This window comes from Pseudomonas sp. StFLB209, assembly GCF_000829415.1.
In the GTDB taxonomy this organism is placed as follows: Bacteria; Pseudomonadota; Gammaproteobacteria; order Pseudomonadales; family Pseudomonadaceae; genus Aquipseudomonas.
The window spans coordinates 5,832,209-5,854,868 of sequence record NZ_AP014637.1; the positions used below are offsets into that span (position 1 = coordinate 5,832,209).

General features: G+C 62.3%; 23 protein-coding genes. 12 read left to right on the forward strand and 11 right to left on the reverse strand.

The window, feature by feature from the left end; all coding sequences use genetic code 11:
• Window positions 1–7: 7 nt before the first annotated feature.
• Both PSCI_RS25915 and PSCI_RS25920 read left to right on the forward strand, forming a co-directional pair.
• The gene (locus PSCI_RS25915; RefSeq protein WP_144403340.1) at window positions 8–823 is read left to right on the forward strand and encodes a hypothetical protein; all 816 of its coding nucleotides are present in this window, start codon (window positions 8–10) and stop codon (window positions 821–823) included.
• Window positions 824–1,161: 338 nt separating this feature from the next.
• Window positions 1,162–2,175: an alpha/beta hydrolase gene (locus tag PSCI_RS25920; protein WP_231906631.1), complete on the forward strand. Its 1,014-nt coding sequence runs from the start codon at window positions 1,162–1,164 to the stop codon at window positions 2,173–2,175.
• A 52-nt stretch (window positions 2,176–2,227) separates the two neighbouring features.
• On the opposite strand, the gene PSCI_RS25925 is transcribed toward PSCI_RS25920, so the two are convergent.
• Entirely contained in the window at window positions 2,228–3,121 is an 894-nt protein-coding gene (locus PSCI_RS25925) for a LysR family transcriptional regulator (protein ID WP_045492527.1), read from the reverse strand.
• Between the two features lie 156 nt (window positions 3,122–3,277).
• Between PSCI_RS25925 and PSCI_RS25930 the strand changes: the two genes are divergently transcribed.
• On the forward strand, window positions 3,278–4,516 hold the full coding sequence (locus PSCI_RS25930; RefSeq protein ID WP_045492530.1) for an MFS transporter: 1,239 nt from the start codon (window positions 3,278–3,280) through the stop codon (window positions 4,514–4,516).
• Here PSCI_RS25930 and PSCI_RS25935 read toward each other — a convergent pair.
• Both PSCI_RS25935 and PSCI_RS25940 read right to left on the reverse strand, forming a co-directional pair.
• Complete coding sequence (locus PSCI_RS25935) at window positions 4,487–4,813, reverse strand: AzlD domain-containing protein (protein ID WP_045492533.1); 327 nt, start codon at window positions 4,811–4,813, stop codon at window positions 4,487–4,489. The two genes, PSCI_RS25930 and PSCI_RS25935, sit on opposite strands and share 30 nt — an antisense overlap.
• Entirely contained in the window at window positions 4,810–5,544 is a 735-nt protein-coding gene (locus PSCI_RS25940) for an AzlC family ABC transporter permease (RefSeq protein WP_045492536.1), read from the reverse strand. Before PSCI_RS25940 ends, PSCI_RS25935 begins: the two co-directional genes overlap by 4 nt.
• A gap of 178 nt (window positions 5,545–5,722) precedes the next feature.
• Here PSCI_RS25940 and PSCI_RS25945 point away from each other — a divergent pair, with 178 nt between their 5' ends.
• Window positions 5,723–6,676: a LysR substrate-binding domain-containing protein gene (locus PSCI_RS25945; protein ID WP_045492539.1), complete on the forward strand. Its 954-nt coding sequence runs from the start codon at window positions 5,723–5,725 to the stop codon at window positions 6,674–6,676.
• Window positions 6,677–6,697: 21 nt separating this feature from the next.
• On the opposite strand, the gene PSCI_RS25950 is transcribed toward PSCI_RS25945, so the two are convergent.
• Both PSCI_RS25950 and PSCI_RS25955 read right to left on the reverse strand, forming a co-directional pair.
• A complete protein-coding gene (locus PSCI_RS25950) occupies window positions 6,698–7,513 on the reverse strand; it encodes a protein phosphatase 2C domain-containing protein (protein ID WP_045492542.1) in 816 nt (271 codons plus the stop codon).
• A 66-nt stretch (window positions 7,514–7,579) separates the two neighbouring features.
• On the reverse strand, window positions 7,580–8,404 hold the full coding sequence (locus PSCI_RS25955; RefSeq protein ID WP_045492545.1) for an isocitrate lyase/PEP mutase family protein: 825 nt from the start codon (window positions 8,402–8,404) through the stop codon (window positions 7,580–7,582).
• A gap of 297 nt (window positions 8,405–8,701) precedes the next feature.
• Here PSCI_RS25955 and PSCI_RS25960 point away from each other — a divergent pair, with 297 nt between their 5' ends.
• From PSCI_RS25960 to PSCI_RS25970, 3 genes are all read left to right on the forward strand, one after another.
• The gene (locus PSCI_RS25960; RefSeq protein ID WP_231906513.1) at window positions 8,702–9,397 is read left to right on the forward strand and encodes a hypothetical protein; all 696 of its coding nucleotides are present in this window, start codon (window positions 8,702–8,704) and stop codon (window positions 9,395–9,397) included.
• A 203-nt stretch (window positions 9,398–9,600) separates the two neighbouring features.
• A complete protein-coding gene (locus PSCI_RS25965; protein WP_045492549.1) occupies window positions 9,601–10,029 on the forward strand; it encodes a DUF2231 domain-containing protein in 429 nt (142 codons plus the stop codon).
• Window positions 10,026–11,318: a PQQ-dependent sugar dehydrogenase gene (locus tag PSCI_RS25970; RefSeq protein ID WP_045492551.1), complete on the forward strand. Its 1,293-nt coding sequence runs from the start codon at window positions 10,026–10,028 to the stop codon at window positions 11,316–11,318. The genes PSCI_RS25965 and PSCI_RS25970 overlap by 4 nt, the downstream gene beginning before the upstream one ends.
• 334 nt (window positions 11,319–11,652) lie before the next feature.
• Here PSCI_RS25970 and PSCI_RS25975 read toward each other — a convergent pair whose 3' ends face one another.
• The 6 genes from PSCI_RS25975 to PSCI_RS26000 form a co-directional block, all read right to left on the reverse strand.
• Window positions 11,653–12,402, reverse strand: a complete 750-nt coding sequence (locus PSCI_RS25975) for a CerR family C-terminal domain-containing protein (protein ID WP_045492554.1) — start codon at window positions 12,400–12,402, stop codon at window positions 11,653–11,655.
• A 287-nt stretch (window positions 12,403–12,689) separates the two neighbouring features.
• Window positions 12,690–14,528, reverse strand: a complete 1,839-nt coding sequence (locus tag PSCI_RS25980; protein ID WP_045492557.1) for a hypothetical protein — start codon at window positions 14,526–14,528, stop codon at window positions 12,690–12,692.
• 118 nt (window positions 14,529–14,646) lie between these two features.
• Complete coding sequence (gene lhpI / locus PSCI_RS25985) at window positions 14,647–15,597, reverse strand: bifunctional Delta(1)-pyrroline-2-carboxylate/Delta(1)-piperideine-2-carboxylate reductase (protein ID WP_045492560.1); 951 nt, start codon at window positions 15,595–15,597, stop codon at window positions 14,647–14,649.
• A gap of 51 nt (window positions 15,598–15,648) precedes the next feature.
• Window positions 15,649–16,209, reverse strand: coding sequence for a pyridoxamine 5'-phosphate oxidase family protein (locus PSCI_RS25990; protein WP_052483541.1), 561 nt, complete (start codon window positions 16,207–16,209; stop codon window positions 15,649–15,651).
• A 46-nt stretch (window positions 16,210–16,255) separates the two neighbouring features.
• The gene (locus tag PSCI_RS25995; protein ID WP_045492563.1) at window positions 16,256–16,960 is read right to left on the reverse strand and encodes an SDR family oxidoreductase; all 705 of its coding nucleotides are present in this window, start codon (window positions 16,958–16,960) and stop codon (window positions 16,256–16,258) included.
• A 99-nt stretch (window positions 16,961–17,059) separates the two neighbouring features.
• Entirely contained in the window at window positions 17,060–17,959 is a 900-nt protein-coding gene (locus tag PSCI_RS26000) for a LysR substrate-binding domain-containing protein (RefSeq protein ID WP_045492566.1), read from the reverse strand.
• Between PSCI_RS26000 and PSCI_RS29340 the strand changes: the two genes are divergently transcribed.
• The 5 genes from PSCI_RS29340 (at window position 17,958) to PSCI_RS26020 (ending at window position 22,528) form a co-directional block, all read left to right on the forward strand.
• Complete coding sequence (locus PSCI_RS29340; protein WP_144403341.1) at window positions 17,958–18,335, forward strand: hypothetical protein; 378 nt, start codon at window positions 17,958–17,960, stop codon at window positions 18,333–18,335. The genes PSCI_RS26000 and PSCI_RS29340 overlap by 2 nt on opposite strands.
• A 70-nt stretch (window positions 18,336–18,405) precedes the next feature.
• Window positions 18,406–19,023, forward strand: a complete 618-nt coding sequence (locus tag PSCI_RS26005) for a glutathione S-transferase family protein (protein WP_045492569.1) — start codon at window positions 18,406–18,408, stop codon at window positions 19,021–19,023.
• 32 nt (window positions 19,024–19,055) lie between these two features.
• Complete coding sequence (locus PSCI_RS26010) at window positions 19,056–21,107, forward strand: 2Fe-2S iron-sulfur cluster-binding protein (protein ID WP_045492573.1); 2,052 nt, start codon at window positions 19,056–19,058, stop codon at window positions 21,105–21,107.
• Between the two features lie 28 nt (window positions 21,108–21,135).
• Window positions 21,136–21,600 carry a nuclear transport factor 2 family protein gene (locus tag PSCI_RS26015; protein ID WP_045492576.1) on the forward strand — a complete coding sequence of 155 codons (465 nt, stop codon included), beginning with the start codon at window positions 21,136–21,138 and terminating at the stop codon, window positions 21,598–21,600.
• 37 nt (window positions 21,601–21,637) lie between these two features.
• On the forward strand, window positions 21,638–22,528 hold the full coding sequence (locus tag PSCI_RS26020; protein ID WP_045492580.1) for a LysR family transcriptional regulator: 891 nt from the start codon (window positions 21,638–21,640) through the stop codon (window positions 22,526–22,528).
• Window positions 22,529–22,660 lie beyond the last annotated feature (132 nt).

The window sequence follows — 22,660 nt, forward strand, 5'->3', positions numbered from 1 at the left end:
GACCAATATGCCCAAACGAACACGCCTGCTGCTGGTATTGCTCGGCCTCAGCGCAATGCTGTACATCGCCGTGCAAGTCGACTGGTCTGTGCCAGGCCGCTACTACCGCAATTACCAGCATGTCCAGGCGATGCTGGCCCGCAAAGATCAGCTCGACAGTGCAGTGGCCAGGTTGCGTGCGCGCTACGGCGAAAGCGCAAACATGAGTTTCGCTGTCAGCTTCGACTTGCAGGGCACCTTCACCCAGGTTGTCCAGGTCACTCGTGAATGCGGAGAACTGGACGACCACAGCTTCCTCGACGACGCCAGGCAGTTGTTCAAGGAAGCTGGACTCGGCAGGATCGACCGCCTCGAATACCGCTATGGCTGTGATCAGCCACTGAGCTTTGGCATGACCGTCCAAGCCTTCAATCAGAGCTTCATCAGCGCACTCAAAGAGCACAGTTGGTGTCGCGAGATCACGCCGTCGCAGGCCTTGAGCCAGGCCAGGCTGGACCAGCCGTCTCAGCTGTGGACAGACAAGAATGCAGCGATACAGGCGCAACTGGACTCAGACGGCGACGGTTCGATAACCCGTGGGCGCTGGTACAGTGCCTTGGCACCGCTCAACGATGGCCAAGCGCAATATCGGATGATGCTGTGCGCCACCCGGGCTGTGATTCGGGTCCTGGAACCTGGGCTGGATGAAGCGCAGGTCTTTAAACTGAACAGCGAAGTGCATAGCGAAGGCCCAGACAGTCAGGCAGTCGAGGTGGGCCGCTATAGATTCTCCGGCGCTACCCGACCGACGGGGTTCAACGTCAGCCGGGTGCGCAAGGATTAGCCGCCGCGTGAGCGGCATTGGCGACACCAGCGATCGCCATGCAAGACGCTATCGCTGCGCCACGAACTACTGAGTTTTTTTCACAAAGACATGAAAACGCCCCCTACTAATCAGCAGACTCGCGGACAGTCAACATAGCGGTCACCGGGAACAGCAGCCACCACCGGTAGCGGTTCTGGCTGGCCTGACCTTTGACTCCTGCTTGATAAGGTGCACTGACTGTGAGTAGTTCTTTAACGATTACCCAAGCCAACTCCAATCCCCTGCCTGTTGCCGGCAAACCCCGCGCGCGGCTGGCGGCCATCGGTATTTTTCTCGCCTCACTCGGCCTGCTTTCCCTGCCAGCCGGTTCCGCTCTTGCCGCGCAGGCACTGAAGGCCCCGGCGATCCCCGCAGGCGCTGATAACTTTTATAACAGCGCCAGCGTCACCGTGCAGAAAGTGACGTTCAAGAACCAGTACAACATGCAGGTCACCGGCAATCTGGTGACACCGAAAAACCTTGATCGCAAGGCCAAGGCACCCGCCATCATCGTCGGCCATCCCATGGGCGCGGTGAAAGAGCAAAGCGCCATGCTCTACGCGCAGAAACTGGCTGAGCAAGGCTTCGTAACCCTGGCCATTGATCTGCCGTTCTGGGGCGAAAGCGAGGGCCAGCCGCGCAATCTGGTGGCTCCCGAGCTGTACACCGAAGCGTTCAGCGCAGCGGTCGATTACCTGGGCACAAGTGACCTCGTTGACCGTGACCGTATCGGTGTATTAGGCATTTGTGGCAGTGGCAGTTTCTCGATCAGCGCGGCCAAACTCGACCCGCGCCTGAAAGCCGTTGCCACCGTCAGCATGTACGACATGGGTGCCGTTACCCGCCATGGCCTGCAGCACTCCGTGACCCTGGACAAGCGCAAGGCGTTGCTCGCCAAAGCGGCCGAACAGCGCTACACCGAGTACACCACCGGCAAGGGCATTTTCCTTGATTACCTGCCCGCGCAGGCGGATGCCGAGACCGACCCGATAACCCGCGAGTTCTGGGAGTTCTACCGCACGCCACGCGGGGCGGCCACCCCGCAAGGCATGACGCTGGAGCAAACCCAGAACCGCATGCTGAGCAGCGAAATCCGTTTCATGAATTTCTACCCGTTTAACGATATAGAAACGATTTCACCACGCCCGATGCTGTTCATCACAGGTGATCAGGCACACTCCAGGGAGTTCAGCGAAGACGCCTTCCAGCGCGCTGCCGAACCCAAGGAGCTTTACTACGTCAAGGGTGCCGGGCACGTCGATTTGTATGACCGTGCCGACCTGATTCCCTGGGAAAAACTGACCGGCTTTTATCAGCGCAATCTCAAGTGACCGCCTCGGTGCTCCGCTCGGGGCACCGTTGTACAGGGCTCGCCAGTGACGATCAGGGTGTGTAGCGCAACGCTTGCACCAGAGCCGCGAACGCTGGCGAGGCCTGCCTTCGATTCGGGTAATACAGGTGGAACCCCTGAAATGTCGGGCACCACTGCGGCAGCACTTCGATGAGTCGGCCATCGGCAAGGTAAGGCGCGACCAGCTCTTGCGGGACATAGCCGATGCCGATTCCATCCAGAGCTGCATTGAGTACGTGAACAATGCTGTTGAACACCAGCGGTCCTTCGCCCTTGACTGTGAAGGGCTTGCCGTCTCGCTCGAACTCCCAGGCGTAGATCGATCCGGACGGCCGGTGACGAATATTGATGCAGGTGTGCTTCATCAAGTCGTAGGGCGTGGCCGGCGCGGGGTTACGTTCGAAGTAAGCCGGCGTGGCGACCAGCGACAGTCGCCAGTCTGGCCCGATGCGCACCGCAATCATGTCCTTGCTGATGGCCTCCCCGAGGCGAATGCCAGCATCGAAGCGTTCTTCCACCACATTGGTGAAGCCATAGTCGACGAACAATTCCAGTACGATGTCCGGGTATTGCTCAGTGAACCGCTTGAGCTTCGACCTCACGCACAACTCAATCGAATCGTCCGTACAGGTGATACGGATGGTCCCGCGCGGCGTCTCGCGCAAATCGTTCAACGCCTCAACCTCGGCAGCGATCTGCTCGAACAGCGGTGCGACGGAACGCATCAACCTGTCACCGGCTTCGGTCGTCGAGACATTGCGCGTCGTACGCGACAACAGCCGCACGCCCAGCCGCTCTTCAAGCCCCCGCAACGTGTGGCTGAGCGCCGAAGGCGTGACACCCAGTTTGACCGCCGCTTTGGTAAAGCTCTGATCGCGGGCAACGGCCACGAAGGCTTGTAGATCGTTGATTTTGTGCCGGCTCATTCCTGAATTTTTCTCAGCAACTCATAAAAACCATACCTACTAATCATGCCAATGCCGATACGTCAACATGGCCTTGAACGATCAGCCGTGGCCTCAGCCGGCGGCTGAATACTTTTCGGCAAGCCATTTCGTGAATAACGGTTACGAGTGACGTCAATGAACAACCCAAGCATCGAGCCGGTCCACGAGGACCTGTCCGCCCCACAGGCACCGGCACACTGGAGCGGCGTATGGGCCATGACCCTGTGCGTCTTTGCGCTGATCGCCTCAGAGTTCATGCCCGTGAGCCTGCTGACGCCCATCGCGACCGAACTGGGCGTCAGCGAGGGCCTGGCCGGTTATGGCATCGCCATTTCCGGCACCTTTGCGGTGCTGACCAGCCTGTCCATCTCATGGATCGCTGGCGCCATGAACCGCAAGACGCTGTTGCTGCTGCTGACCGCACTGATGTGTGTGTCAGGACTGGTGGTGGCGCTGGCCAGCAACTACATCATGTACATGGTCGGGCGCGCCCTGATCGGCGTGGTGATCGGCGGCTTCTGGTCGATGTCGGCAGCTGTCGCCATGCGTCTGGTGCCTGCCGAAAACGTGCCCCGTGCCTTGGCGATCTTCAACAGCGGCAATGCCCTGGCGACCATCGTCGCCGCCCCTCTGGGCAGCTATCTGGGCGGTATCATCGGTTGGCGCGGTGCGTTTTTCTGCCTTGTTCCGGTCGGGCTGATCGCCCTGATCTGGCAATGGATCAGCCTGCCAGCGATGCAGGCTGCGCCTCGGGCGAGAGGATCGGCCAATGTATTCACGCTGCTGGGCAATCCACTGGTGGCGCTGGGCATGCTCGCGGTGGGCCTGTTCTTTATGGGCCAGTTCGAACTGTTCACCTACATTCGTCCGTTCCTGGAAACCGTGCCCCGCGTTGATGTACCCACCTTGTCGACGATGTTGCTGGCACTGGGTATCGCCGGCTTCATAGGCACCCTGCTCATCGGTTCATTCATCAAACAAGGCCTGTATCGAACCCTGATCGTCATCCCTTTGCTGATGGCTGGACTGGGCATTGGCCTGGTGGCATTCGGGAATTCGGTTGCGATGGTCTTCGTGCTGCTCGCCTTATGGGGCCTGGTCGCCACCGCCGCGCCGGTGGGCTGGTGGTCATGGCTGGCTCAATCGGTACCGTTTGATGCCGAAGCAGGCGGCGGGCTGATGGTGGCGGTGATCCAGCTCTCTATTGCTCTGGGTTCCACGCTGGGGGGTGTGCTGTTCGATACCCAAGGCTATCAAACCACCTTCGTTGCCGCAGCCATTGTGCTGATTGCTTCGGCTGCCCTGACGTTGGCCACCGCCCGCATCAACGCCTCCCGAAATCCGCTACGCGGCCAGATACCTGATTGCCCATAACACCGCCATCCCGACCGCCAGGGTCAGCACCGTACTGCGGGTCTTCCAGGCCACCAGCGCAGCGATGACGGCGGCCGGGATTTGCGGGTTGCTGATATCGATGCTGCTCTGGCCTGCCGGGTAGACCACCGCTGGCAACGCCAGCGCGGCCATGACACTGGCGGGCACGTACAGCAGTGCCCGCGTGAACAGCGCCGGAACCTGCCAGCGGCCTTGCAGCTCGATGAAACACAGGCGGATGGCAAAGGTGCCGATACCGACGGCAGCAAACATCAACCACATGGTCAGCTCGCTCATTGAGCCTCCTCGGTCGCAGGCGCTGCGCTCTTGCCCGACGCATTGGTCAACCGCTCGATCCACAGCCCGGCCACGATGCCACCCAACGAGGCGACGATCAGCCCCAGGTTATACGGCAACCTCGCCAGCCACACCGCCAGCAGGCCACCAACCACCGCCGCGCCCAGGCTCGGTTTGCTGCGAATGCCGGGCACCAGCAGGGCCAGGAATGACAACGGGATTGCAAAGCCCAGCGACCAGTTTTCCGGAATGCTCGCGCCGACATACACCCCTGCTACCACCGAGAGCATCCAGGCCAGCCACATGGCGACCGCGGTGCCAGCGTAGAACGGAAACAGATAGGGCCCCAGTTCACCGGAAAAAGCCTTCAGGCTGCACAGCGCAAAAGACTGGTCAGACAAGAGATAAGCCGACGGCCAGGACCAGCGCCGCGGCAAATGCTGCAGGTGCGGTGCAAAGGTGGCGCCATACATGATGAAGCGCAGGTTAATGATCCACGCGGTGACCACGATGGCGATCGGCACCACCCCGGTGTGCATCAGTTGCAGCACTGCCATCTGTGCGGAACCGGAATAGAACATCGCGGCCATGCCCAGAGTGGTCGCCGGTGACAATCCCATATTGATCGCGGTCACGCCCGTCACCAGGCCAAAGGGAATCACCCCCGGCGTCAGTGGTAGCAGTACGCGCACCCCGTGCATGAAGGCATGTCTGGCCGAGGGATAAGGCATCGGGTTTTCCTTTTTATGTGGGCACAGTCACCCGCACCGGGTTATCGCGGCAGTTATAAGGCTGAACGTGAAATAGGCTGCAGGGCACCCTGTGCTGGGCGTGGTGCGTTAGAGTGTAGGGCCCGGCGGCTGGCCGGCGGAATCGACTTTTTATGCAGATAAACAGGTAGTTTTTGTTATGCGCGAAGGCTCTCAGACTGATCTGGCATTGCTGAAAATGCCCTCTTTCAAGGCCATGCGTTCGTTTGTCGCCGCCGCCCGGTATCGCAGTTTTACCCGCGCCGCCGATGCCCTGTGTGTGACCCAGGCGGCGATCAGTCGGCAGATTCGTGACCTTGAGCTGCACCTGGGCACTGACTTGTTCGTACGCAGCGGCCGGGACCTGCGCCTGACCCCTGCCGGCACGCTGCTGTTTGATTCGGCGCAGCTCTCGCTGCTCAATATCTTCCACACCACCGAGCGGATTCGTCGCCAGACCAGTGATAAAGACACCCTGACGCTGTGTTGCACCCATGCATTTTCATCGATGTTTTTGGCACACCGGCTCACGGATTTCCTCGCCAGCAATAACGACGTCGGCCTCAACGTCATCACCACCGAACGCTTCCAGGATATCGAGCCTGGGATCGAACCCGATGTTTTCGTCACCCAGGCGCTGGATGAGCGGCCGGGCTATCTGCGCGTGCCGCTGTTTCATGTCGTCGTTTACCCGGTCTGCAGCCCGGCCTACCTTGAAGCTCAACCGCAATTACCGACCTTGCAAGGCATGCGTGACAGTGCGTTGCTGGACCTTGACCCTTATGGCCGGTCACAGCTGACCGAGCAGTTCGACTGGAACGCCTGGTTTGCCTGGTTCGCGCAGGACCTGGCGGGTGCTGCGACGCCTCGGCCAGCGGCGTTCAGCAGCAATGACTACAACCTGCTGATCCAGATGGCCCTGAACGGCCAGGGGATTGCGCTGGGCTGGGATCACCTGGTCAAACCGCTGATTGCCCAGGGCCGCCTGGTCCGTCCGGTGAGCGAGCAAGTGGTGTTGCGCGATGAAGTCCACTATCTGGTGATCAACGAAAACAAAGCCCAGGTGCCGGCCTGTCAGCGGCTGACTGAGTGGTTGCTCGAACAATTCAAATGAGCGCGGTCATCCTCACCGGTTTCAGCCCACTCGTAACCATAGCCCGGTAGCGTCATCGCTGGCCTTGAAACGCGGATAGCGCAGGCAAGCCGCGTCTTGGCGTTCAATGTCGCGCAGTTGCCGGGCCAGAGGCGCCAGCCCGTGCTGCAGAACCTGAGCGACGAAGCCGGCAGGGTCATAAGCCTGGTAGGTATCGAACAATGCCGCGAAACCGTCGCTGAGCAGCAGCAGGTCGTCGCCCTGCGCCACCGGCACCCGTACATATTCAGTGTTGATCCGGGCATGCCCGGCATCGATACCCAGCACCGCCTTGGGCCGCTCGCGGGCCGCACGGCGGTCGGCCAGGACTTCGGGACTGCGCACCGCTGCGGCTCCGGTGCCCGGCCCCAGTGCTGCGGCCTCGGCGCGCTCGCGCTCGCGGTCGGGTTGCGGGGTCAGAAAGGCGATACCCGCGGCGCTGCGGTGCAGCACGATGCAGTCGGCCATGAAGCCACACACCAGCGAGTCGCCCTCGATGGCCACGGCGGCAAACGCTGCACGCGGCAGTTCCCAGCCGGCCAGCGGCTCGCGCCGCCGCTCACCTTCATAGGCGCCCGCCACGGTGTCGAACACCTGGGCGCAGATGTCGGTTAACGAGCCATTCGCCGCTGCGAACGCCCGATGCGCAGTACCCGCCAGCCAGGCGGCCCCGCCGCGCGCGCCCAGCAACCCGGCAGGACCAAGGTCGGTGGCACCGTCGATGACCCAGGCATGGCGCTCGGCGCTGCCGGCGCGGTCATCATTGGCGACGTTCAGCCTGCCAGCCAGGCTGATGGATTCGATCAGGTCCAGATGCATCGGGATGGGTCTCCGGAAAAACAAGGCGCGAGTCTAGACCACGCGATGGCCGGGATGTTCGAGGCGCTAGCCCTTCATCAAGTCATTCATGGCCTTGAACGCGATCGCGTCGCGGGCGAAGTTGAAGGTGCCTTGCTCTCTGACTTCTTGGGCCGCACGCAGCAGGCCGCCCAGCGCGGCTCTGGCAAAGGAGCTGCCCAGACTGATGCGGCGTACCCCCACCTCGGCCAACTGCGCCACGCTGTAGGCGGCGCCAGACAGGCCCATCACGACATTGACCGGTTTATTGACTGACTCGCAGAGGGTTTTGATCGATTGCAGATCAGGCAGGCACGGTGCATACAGCACATCGGCGCCGGCCTTTTCGAAGGCCTGTAGCCGGCGAATGGTGTCGTCCAGGTTCTGGATGCCGAAGCTGTAGTTCTCGGCGCGGGCCACCAGGGTGAACGGGAATGCCAATGCCCTGGCGGCTTCGGCGGCGGCGCTGATGCGCTCTACCGCGTGGTTGAAGTCGTACACGGTTTGGCCCTTGCGCCCTGCGCCGTCTTCGATCGAGCCGCCCACCAGTCCGGCCTCGGCCGCCAGGCCGATGGTGCGCGCGACCGCGTCGGGCGAGTCAGCGAAGCCGTTTTCAAGGTCGGCGCTGACCGGCAGTTCAGTGGCCTGCACAATGGCCTTGGCGTTTTCCAGAATCTGCTCGCGCGACAACAAGCCCTCGGTATCGCGCACGCCCAGGCTGAAGGCAAGACCGGCGCTGCTGGTCGCCAGCGCCTCAAAGCCCAGCGAGGCCAGCAACCGTGCGCTGCCGGCGTCCCAGGGGTTGGCCAGAATCAGCGGCTCATTACGCTCGTGCAACCCCTTGAACACCTGGGCTTTGGTTGATTGACACATGTTTGCCTCCTCCACTGATGAGCCGTCCCAGGGCGCAGGATAGCGCAGTGCCCAGCCGCGCTGGCTGACACTACGGCACTGATCGCCTTGGCGGTGGTCGAAACCGGGTTATTTGTTCCTGATCTGCCAACAGATCGGCCAGGCACCCCGGAGAATTTCGTGTCCAAACAGTCCAAAACACTCCTGTCCTTGTTGCTCGCCGTCAGCGTTCTGAGTGGCTGCGCACACTCTTCTAACGCGCCAAACGCCAGCGCGTTGCCAAGCAGCGATAAACATGTGCTTGTCGGAATCTGGGCCATGCAGCCGTTGAACAACGGCATCGCCAACGTCACCGAATTCCGGGCTGACGGCAAAGCGCTGCTGTATCCGTTCAACTGCAGTGACAGGCAGGCGCAGCAGCCCGAGGTGTCCACTTACACGGTGGCGGACAACGGCCAGTCGATTCATATCGCATCTGCGCAAGAAAGCTTTGACCTTAAAGTTCTGGCCTTCGCCCCCAAAGCCATGCAGCTCGCCATGCAGGTTGCCGATCAGCAGTTGACGTTCGATTACGTCAAGGTCGACAAGGTCGCGCCACTGTGCGCGCTGCCGTCCGGGGCCGCCGCCGAACAGGCGCGTCAGTCGCCCTACCAGGCCAGCGACTTTGTCGCCGCGCCGCAGTTGCCGGCGCACCCACGCATGCAGCGCTACCTGGGCACGTGGGCAATCGGCGATGTCGTGGAGCTGGAGATCCGCCGTGACCCGCAAGGCAAGGCTTATCTGTATCACGCCAGCAACACCAACTGGCACTACCTGTACAACGATGTGCGCTGGATCGGCGATGCCCTGCATTTTCAGAGCTACAGCTACTCGGACAAACCCGAGCTGTTCAGCCACCCCAGCCACAAGTCACCGACCCAGGTGATTCTGCAGCCAACGCCTGACGGCAAGCTGCGTTACCTGTTGACGATCGAAGGGCGGGTGTTCGAAGAGACGCTGACCCGGGCCAAGTGAGCAACCGATGAGCCGGCCGGCCATGCCATGCTGCCGGGCATGGCCGGCCACACGATCCACAGCCGGCAGCTGGCTAAACTGGCTGTTACCGAATGTGTAATAGCGCCCATTGGGCTGAACTAAAGCAGCGCCCCGACGATCCATTCCCATGCCCGACGCTATCGAGCCCCGCCCTGGAATGTGAACGATAAGGAGCGCCACCCGTGACCGTACCCGACCATCCCCCGTACCACGCAACCCCCGGCCCGCTTCACGGCATCCTGCTGGGCGGCAGCGTTGCGCTGTTTCTCGGCGCCTTGCTCAACGATATCGCCTATTACAACACCACGCAGATCCAGTGGAGCAATTTCGCCGCCTGGCTGATTGCCGGTGGCTTGCTGTTCGCAGGTCTTGCCGGCCTGTTTGCCATTACCAACCTGCTACGCGCCCCGCACAAGGGCGGCCGACCGCTGGCTTACCTGCTGGTGCTGCTGGCCACCTGGCTGCTGGGCCTGCTCAATGCCTTCGAACACGCCAAGGATGCCTGGGCGGTCATGCCGACCGGGCTGGTACTGTCCGTGATTGTCACCCTGCTGGCCGTGGTATCGGCCTGGATTGCCTTCAGTAACCTGCGCACGGAGGTAGCACGATGAAACCGATGCCTGTCCTGACTATTCTCGGCATGACCGTGCTGCTCAGTGCCTGTGGCGGCGAAGCTGACAGCACCCAGGCCCGCGGCCCGGACCCGAAGCTGCCGGAGCCGCAGCGCGGCCTGCTGCCGAGCATGAAAATCGCCGAGCCAGCCGAATGGGGCAGCGAGAAGCCCACGGTGCCGGAAGGCTTCAGCATCACCGCGATTGCCACGGACCTGAAGATTCCGCGCCAGACGCTGGTACTGCCCAACGGCGATATCCTGATCGCCGAGGGCCGTGGCGGCAACGCCGCCAAACTCAAGCCCAAAGACGTGATCGCCAGCTACATCAAGGCCCAGGGCAATACCAAGGTCAAAGGCGGCAACCGGTTGACCCTGCTGCGCGATGCCGACGGTGACGGCCAGTTTGAGGTGCAGACGGTGTTTGCCGACAACCTCAACGCGCCCTACGGCCTGGCCTTTGCCGATGGCAAGCTGTACGTCGCCAACCAAGACGCGCTGGTGCGTTTCGACTATCAGGATGGCCAGACCAAAGCCAGCGGGGCGCCGGTCAAGCTCACCGACCTGCCCTCGGCGATCAACCATCACTGGACCAAAGCGATGACCATCAGCCCTGACGGGCGCTATCTGTACGTGGGCATCGGCTCGAACAGCAACGTGACCGAGCGCGGCATGGAAGTGGAGATCGACCGCGCCATGGTCTGGCAGATCGATGCTGAAACCGGCGCGCACAAACCCTACGCCACCGGCCTGCGCAACCCCACAGCCCTGGCCGTCCAGCCAGGCACCGGTAAACTCTGGACGGTGGTCAATGAGCGCGACGAACTTGGCCCGGACCTGGTTCCCGACTACCTGACCTCGGTACAGCAAGGCGGTTTCTACGGCTGGCCATGGAGCTACTGGGGCCAGAACGTCGACACCCGCGCCCAGCCACAGAACCCGGAAAAAGTCGCTGCGGCGATCAAACCCGACTACAGCCTGGGCTCACACGTCGCCGCGCTGGGTCTGGATTTTTCCATTGCAGCGATGGGCGAACGCTTTGCCAACGGCGTGTTCGTGGGCGAGCACGGCAGCTGGAACCGCGACAACCCGGTGGGCTACAAGGTGATCTTCGTGCCGTTCAATGACGGTCGCCCGGCGGGTGAACCGGTGGACTTCGCCACCGGCTTTCGGGGTAACGACGGCAAGACCCGCGGCCGCCCGGTAGGTGTAACGGTAGACCCGCGCGGCGCGCTGATCATTGCCGATGACCTGGCCAATACCGTGTGGCGGGTGACGCGTAATCAGTAGGGCCGACCGGGCTGCGATCCGCTTTAGCCGCAATACTGTTCAGTTAAGTACTGCATGCCTTTGTAGGAGCGACCTTGGTCGCGAAGAGGGCGGCACATTCGCAGCAGATGTAGTGTTTTTACTGGCCTCTTCGCGAGCAGAGCTCGCTCCCACCGGGTCCGCAGTGCTTATCTGAACAGTATTGGCTTTAGCCGCAATACTGTTCGGTTAAGTACACAAATCTCGGTGGGAGGCAGCTCTGCTGGCGAAGACAGCGGCACATTCACAGCAGATGCAGTGATTTTACTGGCCTCTTCGCGAGCAAGCTCGCTCCTACAACTGACACGCCTCGGGCCTACGGACACAATGGCACCTCTTGCATGGATCGGCTGGCACCCAGCCTGCCCGCTTCGCGCTCCGAAACCCAGGATCGCAAGGTCAGGCGCATCTGCCCGAGCAATATTTCCCGTACCCGCTGCATGCGCTCAGAATCGACGCTGTCCCACTCCATGATGCCCAGCATCTGGCGACGCAGGGTACGCATGGCCATGCTCTGACTGTTGAGCGCAAACGCGCGCATCCGGGTGCGCTCGTCGTCAACCGGCAAGCCGGTCAGACGCCCCACCAAACCGGTGGTGACGGCGTTCAGAGGCGCGTACAGCTTTTTGTGCATGATTGCATCGGTGTCGAACATGCCCAAGCCGACCACCTCTCTGGCCATGAACAGATACCAGGCTTCAGCTTGCGGGCTGTCTTGGACAAAGCCGATAAAGCCGCCCAACAGTTGCAGATAAGCCTCGATCAACTGCACGTCACTGCTGGCACGATTGTGCAATACAGCTTCGGCATGCTGCACCGCCCCTGCAAGCTGCTCGCGAATCTTCGTGATGATGTCCTCGATACAGGCGTGATACAGCCCTTCCTTGTTATCGAAGTAATACTTCAGGGCCGGCGCATTGAGCCCGGCCTCACTGGCGATATCGCGGGTGGAGGCGCCTTCGAAGCCACGTTCGCCAAACAGCCGCAAGCCGGTTTCGATCAATCGGGCGCGAGTGTCCGTACCGCGTTGATAGCCGCCTCCAGCAGTGCTTTTGTGTCGGGGCATGAGCAATCCTTGTCTGAAAACCTCTTGGAAACATATCGACTGATATGAATGTGCTTGCCGATCATCCTGTCGACCGACCCAGCGCTTGGACTGCCTCGATTGCGCAAAGGTCCATCTGCGGCAAGCCCGGTCGACCGATCCGGCCGCAGAGCCCGATACTATGCGCGAATCATTACACCTCAGGCATGCTACAGGTCACTTCGACCTGCAGCAGTCGGCAAGTCTGACCGGCCTTCAACGGCTGCTGGCATTGCAGCGCGGGTTCCTTTTAGCAAGCCGGGCATGAATCAGTGCAGCTGCGCTTCAACCGCACTGACGTTCTTTCTCTGCAGCAAAATCCTCATCATGCGCCGCGCCCAGTGGGTTCCGGCGGCACGCCAGCGCAGCAACGAAAGCCCCAGCGCCAGCAGGTAGATCTGCGGCAACAGGTACAGGGCGTTGGTCACGGCGTGCAGAGTACCCTGGCGGTTGAACGCGAACTTCAGCCAGCGCCAGTCCGGCCACATTTCGGCCGTCGGATACAAGGCCATGAATACTGCCAGCCACAGCATGCCAGGCACGCCCAGCGTCAGAATGCGCGCCCAGCGCCCCGCCGCCCAGGCCCATAACCGCGGGAACAACAGCGGCAGGCTAAAGCGGTTGAACACGATTGCAGCGCCGAACCACAGCAGCATCCCCACGCCCAATCCCTGATTGGCGGCCTGCAACAGTTGCATGTAGACCCGCTTGCCGACTGTTTGCGGCTCACCGAGCAGCGCCAGGATCCCCAGCTTGCCGGTGCCGGGCTCCGGCAGGCCGGTGAGATAGAAGCTCATCACCAGATACACAACAAACAGCACCGCCGTCAGCGGCAGCGACAGGCCCAGCACGGCAGCAGGCCGCAAGCGGTGGCGGGTGGCGACGATGTGCCGGAAGGTCTCGGCACGCTTGTGCAGAAACTCCAGCCCATCCTCCGGATCAATGATGCCTTGCAGCACCGGGGTGGTCTGGTCGATAGGCCGCTGTTGCTCGTTCTCGGCAATCAACTGGCGGGCGATCTTCGAACTGGAGGCCCGGTGGATGGCCTGGATGTCCGTCGTGTCCTGCATCGAGGCCAGCAGTTTCTTGAAATTGCCATTGAGCACGCCGTCGAGGTACATCGGGATCGGCGGCAGCCCCACAAAGCGGCAGGTCCCGGTGCTGCCCTCATGGGACACCTCGGCCTCGGCGGCCGGTACGTGACCGGTCGCGGTGAATAGCCGTGGGTCCGGGTGATCCGCCTGGGCCTGGTCGACGACAAACACTGCCGCGTTGTTGGGGCCATTGACCGACTCGCCAATCACCGGCTCCAGCCAGTCGGCGCTGAGGTTGCGCCAAGCGTAATGGACCTGCAGATCGACATGCACCTCCAGGCGGTACTCGTGAATCAGTTCACCGGCCCCCTCGCACGGCGCGCAGCGCACCTGGCCCTGGTCGCACGCCGTGCAGCGCACCACGCCACGGGCATTGCAGTCCGGGCATGGCGTGGTGCGCTGGCCGTGGCATTTGTGGCAGCGATCGGCAGGCAGCAGCCCGCCCTGACAACTGCAACGGTGATTGCCGTACTGGCCGGTCCCGCCACAGTAACCACAGCGACGCCGCTCGGGCTCATGGCCGGTGCCGGAGCAATAGTGGCAATGCAGATGACAGCCGCCCCGGCAACGAGCGCAACGCACTTCGGCATGCCCGGCGCAGGCGCTGCAGTGCACCACGCCGTGGCCGTTGCAGTCAGTGCACTGCTCACGGGTGCAGAAACGCTCGGCATCGACCGTCAACAGGACTTGGCCTGGCCTGCGGTAGTGGTCGACGTCGTTGCTCAGATGCTGGTAGATCAGCGGCCGGAAATGGCCCGGGTTAGCCAGCAACCGTTCACGCCGGGCCTGCAGCACCTGGTCCAGATAATCACGGTTGCAGTGTTCGCCGGTCAGTTGCCGAACCCGCCGCGAGGCCACCTGGCAACTGAGGGTCGAGGTGACGGTGTAGGTGACATCGGCCCTGTGTGGCCGGACCGCTGCGACCGTGAAAGGGGCCGCTGGCGCGACCCCGAAAGCATCCTGCGCCCTGGCGCGCAGCGCTGCGGCAATGGCATTGTCCGTGATGACCTGCATATTCATCCTTGATCCCGGTTGACGGCCGCACACCTTCGGTACGCAATCCGGACGCTTTGTCACTTGGGCGTAGAAAAAATTCCCCGCAAGAGTGCCGACTGCTTCACATAACTGCCGGTCAGCCAGGCTTGCGCTCGCTCTGTTCAGCGTTCAGTGCCGCCAGCGCGACCCGGCCTGCGGCCAGATCCCAGGCACCGGTTCCGACACTCTTGAACACCGCCGGGCGGGTAACGGCTTGCGGGCTGCGCAACGCCGCAGCCAATGAAATGACGGCTGACCAGTCGACCCCCGCGCGCAGCAAATCACCTGCCTCGACATGCGCCCCTGCCGGCTCATCAACATAGATCGCACTGCCATCGAGCGTGAGCTTGCCGATTTCGGCCATTTCCGGCTTGAACGCCCCTACGCCAATGACCAACCGGCCAGCGCGGGCCACCTGGTTGTAGATCGGCTCCAGGCTGGTGGTCAGCGTAATCACGACCTGCACCTGGTCCGGTACATCGGCCGGGCAAGGCTCAAGGTTGGCGCCCTCACTGCAGAAGGCAAGGACCTGCCGGGCGTCACGCCCTTTAACCCGGATTCGCGCATCGGGATATACGGCATTGAGGGCTTGAACGTGATAGCGCGCCTGCACGCCGGTGCCGTACAGCAGAATATCGGTGGGCGGATCAGGCAACAGGGTACGGATCGCCAACAGGCTGACTGCCGCCGTGCGCCGCCCGGTGACCTCCGGGCCGTCGAGCAGGCAGCGGATACGCCCGGTCGCGGCGTCACACACACTCACCGTGCCATGAATCGACGGCAGTTGCTGCTGCGCGTTATTGGGGTGCACATTAACCAGTTTGTGAATACCGATATCGGCCGCCGTGGCCGGCATGCTCAGCATCACCCCGCTGCCCATCGGCACCACCAGACGTTCGGGGCTGAGAATCTGACCGGCCTCCAGATGCTGCGCAGCCTGCGCAATGGCCTGGACCAATGCCGGGAAGGCCAGCAGTTGCGCCGTGCGCTCGCGGTCACAAACGATGACCGCGTTGCCATCGTCAGTTGCAGTTGCCGGGTTGCTCATCGAAATCCTCGTCGTCTGTGCCAATGGGGTGCCGATTACCGAAACCGGCCTTCAGGGTGCCAGCCACTCCTTGCGCCAGCCCCGCGCCAGCCGGCTGAACCGGGCGCGCTGGTGATAGCTGCCGGAAAGATCCAGCCACTCTACCCGGTCCACACTCACCGTCACGATACAGAAATGCTCGTCGCTGTCAGACTCTGGCTCTTCGCTCCAGGCTTCGGCGGGATCGTCCAGCACCGTGCCCGGCGGGCAAAAACGATTGAACAACTGTTTGCTCTGCGGCTTGAGGGTGTTCCAGATTTCGCGTTTGCGTTGCGGGTCAAACTGCACGCTGGCCCGGCCTTCCAGACGCAATTGCACATTGCGCTGGCCGTCGAAGGCCGATAACGCCACGAACGGATTGCGTAACAGCTCCTGGAATTTGTTCGAGCGGCGATCAATCCAGAACACCAGGGTTGCATTTTGACCGTCGGCTTCACGCAAGATGATGCTGCGCGAGCGGGGGCAGCCATCCACCCCCAGGGTCGCCAGTTGCAACAGCCGAAACGGCTGAGCACCCGCCTCCATGGGGGTGCTCAGTTCGCCCCAGATGCGATGTAGCAGGTCATAGAGCATCCATGGCCTCCACTGCGGGGGGTGGGCAGCCGCCACCCCGAGAAATTCAAATGCTGCGCATCAGCCCGCCATCCACCCGCAGGCTTTGTGCGGTGATATAGGCTGCACCCTCACTGGCCAGAAATGCAACGGTTGCGGCCACTTCTTCGCTTTTGCCGTAGCGTTGAAGGGGGACAGCGTCACGGCGTTCGTCGGTTTGCGGCAGGCTGTCGATCCAGCCCGGCAACACGTTGTTGATGCGAATATTGTCTTTGGCGTAGGTGTCGGCAAACAGCTTGGTGAACGCCGCAAGCCCTGCGCGCGCCACCGCCGATGTCGGGAACATCAACGCCGGCTCATCGACCCAGGCCGTGGAGATATTGATGATCGCGCCGTTGTGCTGTTGCTGCATGATCGGCGTCACTAGGCGAATGGCCCGCACGGCGTTGAGCAGATACACATCGACCCCCTTGTGCCAGTCCTCGTCGCTGATTTCCAGCAGCGGCGCGCGTGGGCCGTGGCCAGCGCTGTTAACCAGCACATCGATACGCCCCCACTGCTGCATCACCCGATCCACCAGGCGCTGCATGTCGGCGCTGGACTGGTTGCTGCCGGTCACGCCAACCCCGCCCAGCTCTTGCGCCAGCGCCTCGCCCTTGCCGGACGACGAGAGAATGCCGACCTTGAAACCATCGGCCGCCAGACGTCTGGCCGATGCCGCTCCCATACCGCTGCCGCCGGCCATTATGATTGCCACTTTCTGTTCAGTCATGCTGTCGCTCTCCGGATAGTCATCAAACTCTGAGCGTCAGCCTAGCACCGCGCCTTGCCGGCAGAGAGTCAGCAGAACACGCACAACCCGATAGTTTATCTACTGCCTTATCGCCCTGGCCTGCTCGCGCAACCAGGCCAGTACGGTCAGCAAGGTAGCGGGCTCACGCGCATGGCGCGGCCAGACCAGATAAAAACCAGTGTCCATCGGCAGGCTCTGTTCGAGCACCTGCACCAGCCGCCCGGCATCCAGATCATCCTGAATGAACGCCCGGGTCACCAATGCCAGGCCCTGCCCGGCCAGCGCAGCATCCACTGCCAGCGAAGTGCTATTGAAGCGCAGGTTCTTCGCCGCGCCTTGCAGCGGCTGGGCAAACACATGGGCAATAAACTGCGGCCACAGGTTATGGCCGTCATGCAGCCACAGGTAACGCTGCAACTGCGCCAGGTCTGCCGGCTGGCCCAGTTTGTCGAGCAACGCCGGGCTGCCGACCACGATAATGCTCTGTGCCACCAGTAATTCGGTATTGAGCCCTGGCCCGAACGGTGGGCGTCCGTAACGCACCGCCACATCGACGCCATCAGTGTGAAAGCGCGACAACCGCTCGGTGGCCAGCACCCGCAGGTCGATATCCGGATACGCTTCGGTAAACAACGCAATGCGCGGGATCAGCCAGCGCGAAGCAAAGCTCGGTGGCACGCTGACGGTGAGGTGGGCGGTGTCCGGGCGCAGCGCGTGCGTGGCTTCGACAATCAGTTCCAGGGCGCGGCGAATACTGGCGCCATAGCGCAGTCCGCCATCGGTCAACGCCAGGCCACGCGGCAACCGGTCGAACAGTTTCACACCCAGGCTGGTTTCCAGACCACGAATCTGCTGCGCCACCGCCGCCTGGGTTACCCCCAGCTCATCGGCGGCCAGACGAAAATTCAAGTGCCGCGCCGCCACTTCGAAGGCACGCAGGGCATTGAGCGATGGTAGCGAGGACAAAGCATCCGACATGGTAGAAAAACGTTCTGCAGGGCGACTGCTGACACGCTACCACAACAGCCCGCCAGCGGAGTCTCTGGCCTTTGATTACATCCGTGTAGCCAAAGGCTTACACGCGCTGGCGAATAATTGCTATTTGCCTGCCAGCGTGATGAGCCTATATTTGGATCCAACCACTGGCGAACAGGATGCTCGCCAGGATCAGGGAGGATCGACCGTGAAAGGATACTGCCGACAGGGAGTTGGAATGGTCTGGGACAAAAAACCCGCTTCGGCGGGTTTTTTATTGCCCGCAGAAAAGTGCCTGAAACAATCTGGCACTCCACCGCCATCGTTAATTATTCCACCTGACGCAATAAAGAACTGCCCACAACGCCTATTCCGCTAAAAACCCCGGTATTCCACACTGACCACACGGCTCGGGACTCTCCCCGCCCCGCTCACTCAGGAACCGGACCATGAAAATCTATCACCACCCGCTGTCAGGCCATGCGCACCGCGCCGTATTGTTCGCCGCGCTGCTGGGCGTGCCCCACGAACTGGTCGAGGTCGATATCAAGGCTGGCGGCCTGCAGCATCCCGACTTCCTCGCCTTGAACCCGTTCGGCCAGATCCCGGTGCTGGTGGATGGCGAACGGGTGATTGCCGACTCCAATGCCATTCTGGTTTATCTCGCCAAGAAGGCCGGGCGCAGCGACTGGCTGCCGGAAGATGCGCTGGGCGCGGCGCGGGTGCAGCGCTGGCTGTCGGTGGCCGCCGGCGAGCTGGCCTACGGACCCTGTGCAGCGCGGCTGATCACGGTGTTTGGCGCCGCCTTCAATACCGAAGAGGTCATCAACCGCGCCCATGTGTTGCTCAAGCGCCTGGAACAGCATCTGGCGACCCGCGACTGGCTGGCCGCCGAGCATCCGACCATTGCTGACGTTGCGATCTACAGTTATCTGGCCGGCGCACCGGAAGGCAACGTCGACCTGTCGGGCTACCCCGCCGTTGGTCGTCTGTTGCAGCGTATCGAAGCGTTGCCGGGCTTCGTGCCATTCACGCAAAGCCCGATCGGGCTGCGCGCCAACGTTTGACCCTGCCTGCTGCGCCTATCGGAGACGCGATCATGACCACCACACCCACCTTGCCGACCTGGCACGCGGGCGAAAAACTCATCCAGCAGCAGCTGGGTGTCGCTGAACGCATGGAAGAAGTGGGACGTCGTGTGGTGCGCGACTTCATGCCGGACCAGCATCGCGCCTTCTATGCGCAGTTGCCCTTCGTGGTGCTGGGCAGCGTGGATGCTCAGGGCAATGCCTGGGCCACGATGCTGGAAGGTCAGCCGGGCTTCATGGGCTCACCGTCCGCCAGCACACTGAACATCGCCGCACAACCCGCCGCCGCCGACCCGGCCGGCCAGGGCATGACCGACGGCGCAGCGGTGGGCCTGCTGGGCATTGAGCTGCACACGCGGCGGCGCAACCGGCTCAATGGCGTGCTCGGCACCACTGCTGCCGGCTTTCAACTGACGGTCGGCCAGAGCTTTGGTAACTGCCCGCGCTACATCCAGCTGCGCGATTTCAGCTTTGACCGTGATCCGGCAGCCGCCGATAGCGCTCAGGCCCAGCGGCTGACCGAACTGGACGTGGCGGCGCGCGCATTGATCGAGAATGCCGATACTTTTTTTGTCGCCTCCTACGCCGACCAGGACGGTCAACGCCAGGTCGATGTCTCGCACCGGGGTGGCAAGCCAGGCTTCGTGCACCTGGACGCTGACGGGAAGCTGACCATCCCGGACTTCAACGGCAACCTGTTTTTCTCCACCCTCGGTAACCTGTTGCTCAACCGCCAGGCCGGGCTGTTGTTCGTCGACTTTGCCAGCGGTGATGTGTTGCAAATGACCGGCGAGGCCGAGGTGATCTTCGACTCACCCCGGATTGCGGCCTTTCAGGGCGCCGAGCGGTTATGGACCTTTCGCCCCCGGCAGATCGTGCGCAGGGCCGCGGGCCTGGCGCTGCGCTGGAGGTTGCAGGATGACGCCTGGGCTGAGAGTTCGTTGCTGACCGGCGATTGGCAACAGACCGAACAACGCCTGCGCGCCGCCGAATACGCGACCCGCTGGCGAGCGCTGCGGGTGACGCGGGTGACTGACGAGAGCGCGTCGATCCGCTCGTTCGAGTTGCAACCGCTGGACGGTGGCGGGCTGTTGCCGCACCTGGCCGGCCAGTACCTGCCGATCCGGGTGCAGATACCGGGCACTGACGCACCGTTGATCCGCACCTATACCCTGTCGGTCGCGCCGTCGGACGGCCATTATCGGATCAGCGTCAAGCGCGATGGCCGGGTGTCGGGCTACCTGCATGATCATCTGCGCGAGGGCGACACCCTTGAAGCCCGCGCACCGGCTGGCGACTTCACGCTTGATCCAGCCAGCGAACAACCGCTGGTGCTGCTGGCCGCCGGGGTCGGTATCACGCCGATGCTGGCCATGCTCCGCCACCTGGTCTATGACGGGCTGCGTCGCCAGCGATTGCGCCCGGTCACGCTGCTCTATGCGGCGCGCAGCAAACACGATCGCGCCTTTGACCGCGAGCTGGCCGAATTGACCCACGCCGCGAAAGGCTCGGTAAAGCTGATCCGGGTGCTGAGCGATACCGGTGCTGCCCAAGCCGGCATCGACTATGAAGCCTATGGACGCATCGACATGGCGCTGCTCAGCCAGGTGTTGCCGTTCGGCGATTACCAGTTCTACCTGTGCGGCCCTGCCGGCTTTAGCCAGGCGCTGTATGACGGGCTGCGCGGCTATGGCATCGAGGATGAGCGCATCCATGCCGAAGCGTTCGGCCCCGGCTCGCTGCAGCGCAGCACACAGCAGTCTGCCAACGTCCCTGCCCGGCTGCCGCCTGCAACCACGTCGGTCAAGGTGATGTTCATGAACTCACAAAAAGAAGCGCGCTGGCAGCCCGACTCCGGGACCTTGCTGGAGTTGGCCGAGGCACGTGGCCTGGCACCCGAGTTCAGTTGCCGTGAGGGGCATTGCGGGACCTGCCGCACCCGTGTGCTCAAGGGTGATGTCACGTACCTCAAGGAGCCTCAAGCAACACTCAAGGACGATGAAGTGCTGATCTGCTGTGCGGTTCCGGCAGATCAACACACCCCAATCCAGCTTGCGCTATGACCTGTTCCATCCCATCAGGAGTTCAACCATGTCCCGTCCACCGCTGCCACCGTTCAACGAACAGACCGCCATCGAGAAAGTCCGCCTGGCCGAAGATGGCTGGAACAGCCGCGACGCCGCCAAGGTCGCGCAGGCCTATACCCTCGACACCCGCTGGCGCAACCGCGTCGAGTTCGTCAGCAACCGCAGCGACGCCGAAGCCTTTCTGACCCGCAAGTGGAATCGCGAGCTGGAGTACCGGCTGATCAAGGAACTCTGGGCCTTCAGCGGCAACCGCATCGCGGTGCGCTATGCCTATGAGTACCGCGACGACAGCGGCCAATGGTTCCGCGCCTACGGCAACGAAAACTGGGAATTTGCCGAAGACGGTCTGATGCGCGAGCGCCATGCGAGCATCAACGAACAACCGATCAGCGAAGCCGAACGCAAATTCCGCTGGCCACTGGGACGCCGCCCGGACGATCATCAAGGTTTGAGCAGCTTTGGTTTCTGAGCCTGCTCGCCTCCCTGAGCTGCGATAAGGAAGACCGATGGACCGTTGGCAAGCGATGCGCGTTTTTGTCAAAGTGGCGGAAACTCAAAGCTTCGCCAAGGCCGCCCGCCTGGTGCACATGAGTGCACCGGCGGTGACCCGCAGTGTTGCGGCGCTGGAAGAACTGATTGGCGCCCGGTTGTTCGTGCGCACCACCCGCTCGGTGAAAACCACCGAAGCGGGCCAGCGCTACCTGGACGATTGCCGCAGGATTCTCAGCGAGATTGCCGAAGCCGAGGCATCGGCCGCCGGGCACTACGCCGAACCTTCCGGCACCCTGGCAATCACTGCACCGGTGATGTTCGGCCAGATGCACGTATTGCCCATCGTGACCGCCTACCTCGATACCTATCCCGGCATGCGCGCCAGAACCTTCTTCATCGACCGCCCGGTCAACATCGTCGATGAGGGCATGGACGTGGCGATCCGCATCGGCCACTTGCCCGACTCAGGCTTCACCGCGATCCAGGTCGGCACCATGCGCCGGGTCATCTGCGCGTCGCCCGCTTATCTGCAGCGCCACGGCACCCCGCTGACGCCTGCCGATCTGAAGGAGCACCGAATCGTCGTCTCCGACAGTGCCTGGTCGTCACCGGAATGGCGCTTCGCATCCGCACAGCGTCTGCTAGTCACGCCCGCCTTGCAATGCAACACCAACGAAGCAGCGATTGCCACGGCCAGGGCCGGCTGGGGCCTGACCAAGATCCTGCACTACCAGATCGGCCCGGCGCTGCGCGAAGGCAGCCTGGAGATCGTGCTGAGCGACTTCGAAGAACCGCCAGTGCCGGTCTATGTCCTTTACGCACAAGGCCGCCACGCACCGGCCAAGGTGCGGGCGTTCGTGGACATGGCGGTGGCGCAGTTGCGAGGTCATCCACTGTTCAACTGACTCTGCCAGGATCGCAAGACCGTGGCTGACAAACGGATAGCCAAAGGCTTACACGCGGCAGAGAACAATTGCCATTTGCTCCGCCCGACGACAAGCCTATATTTGGATCCAACCACTGGTGAACAGGGAGCT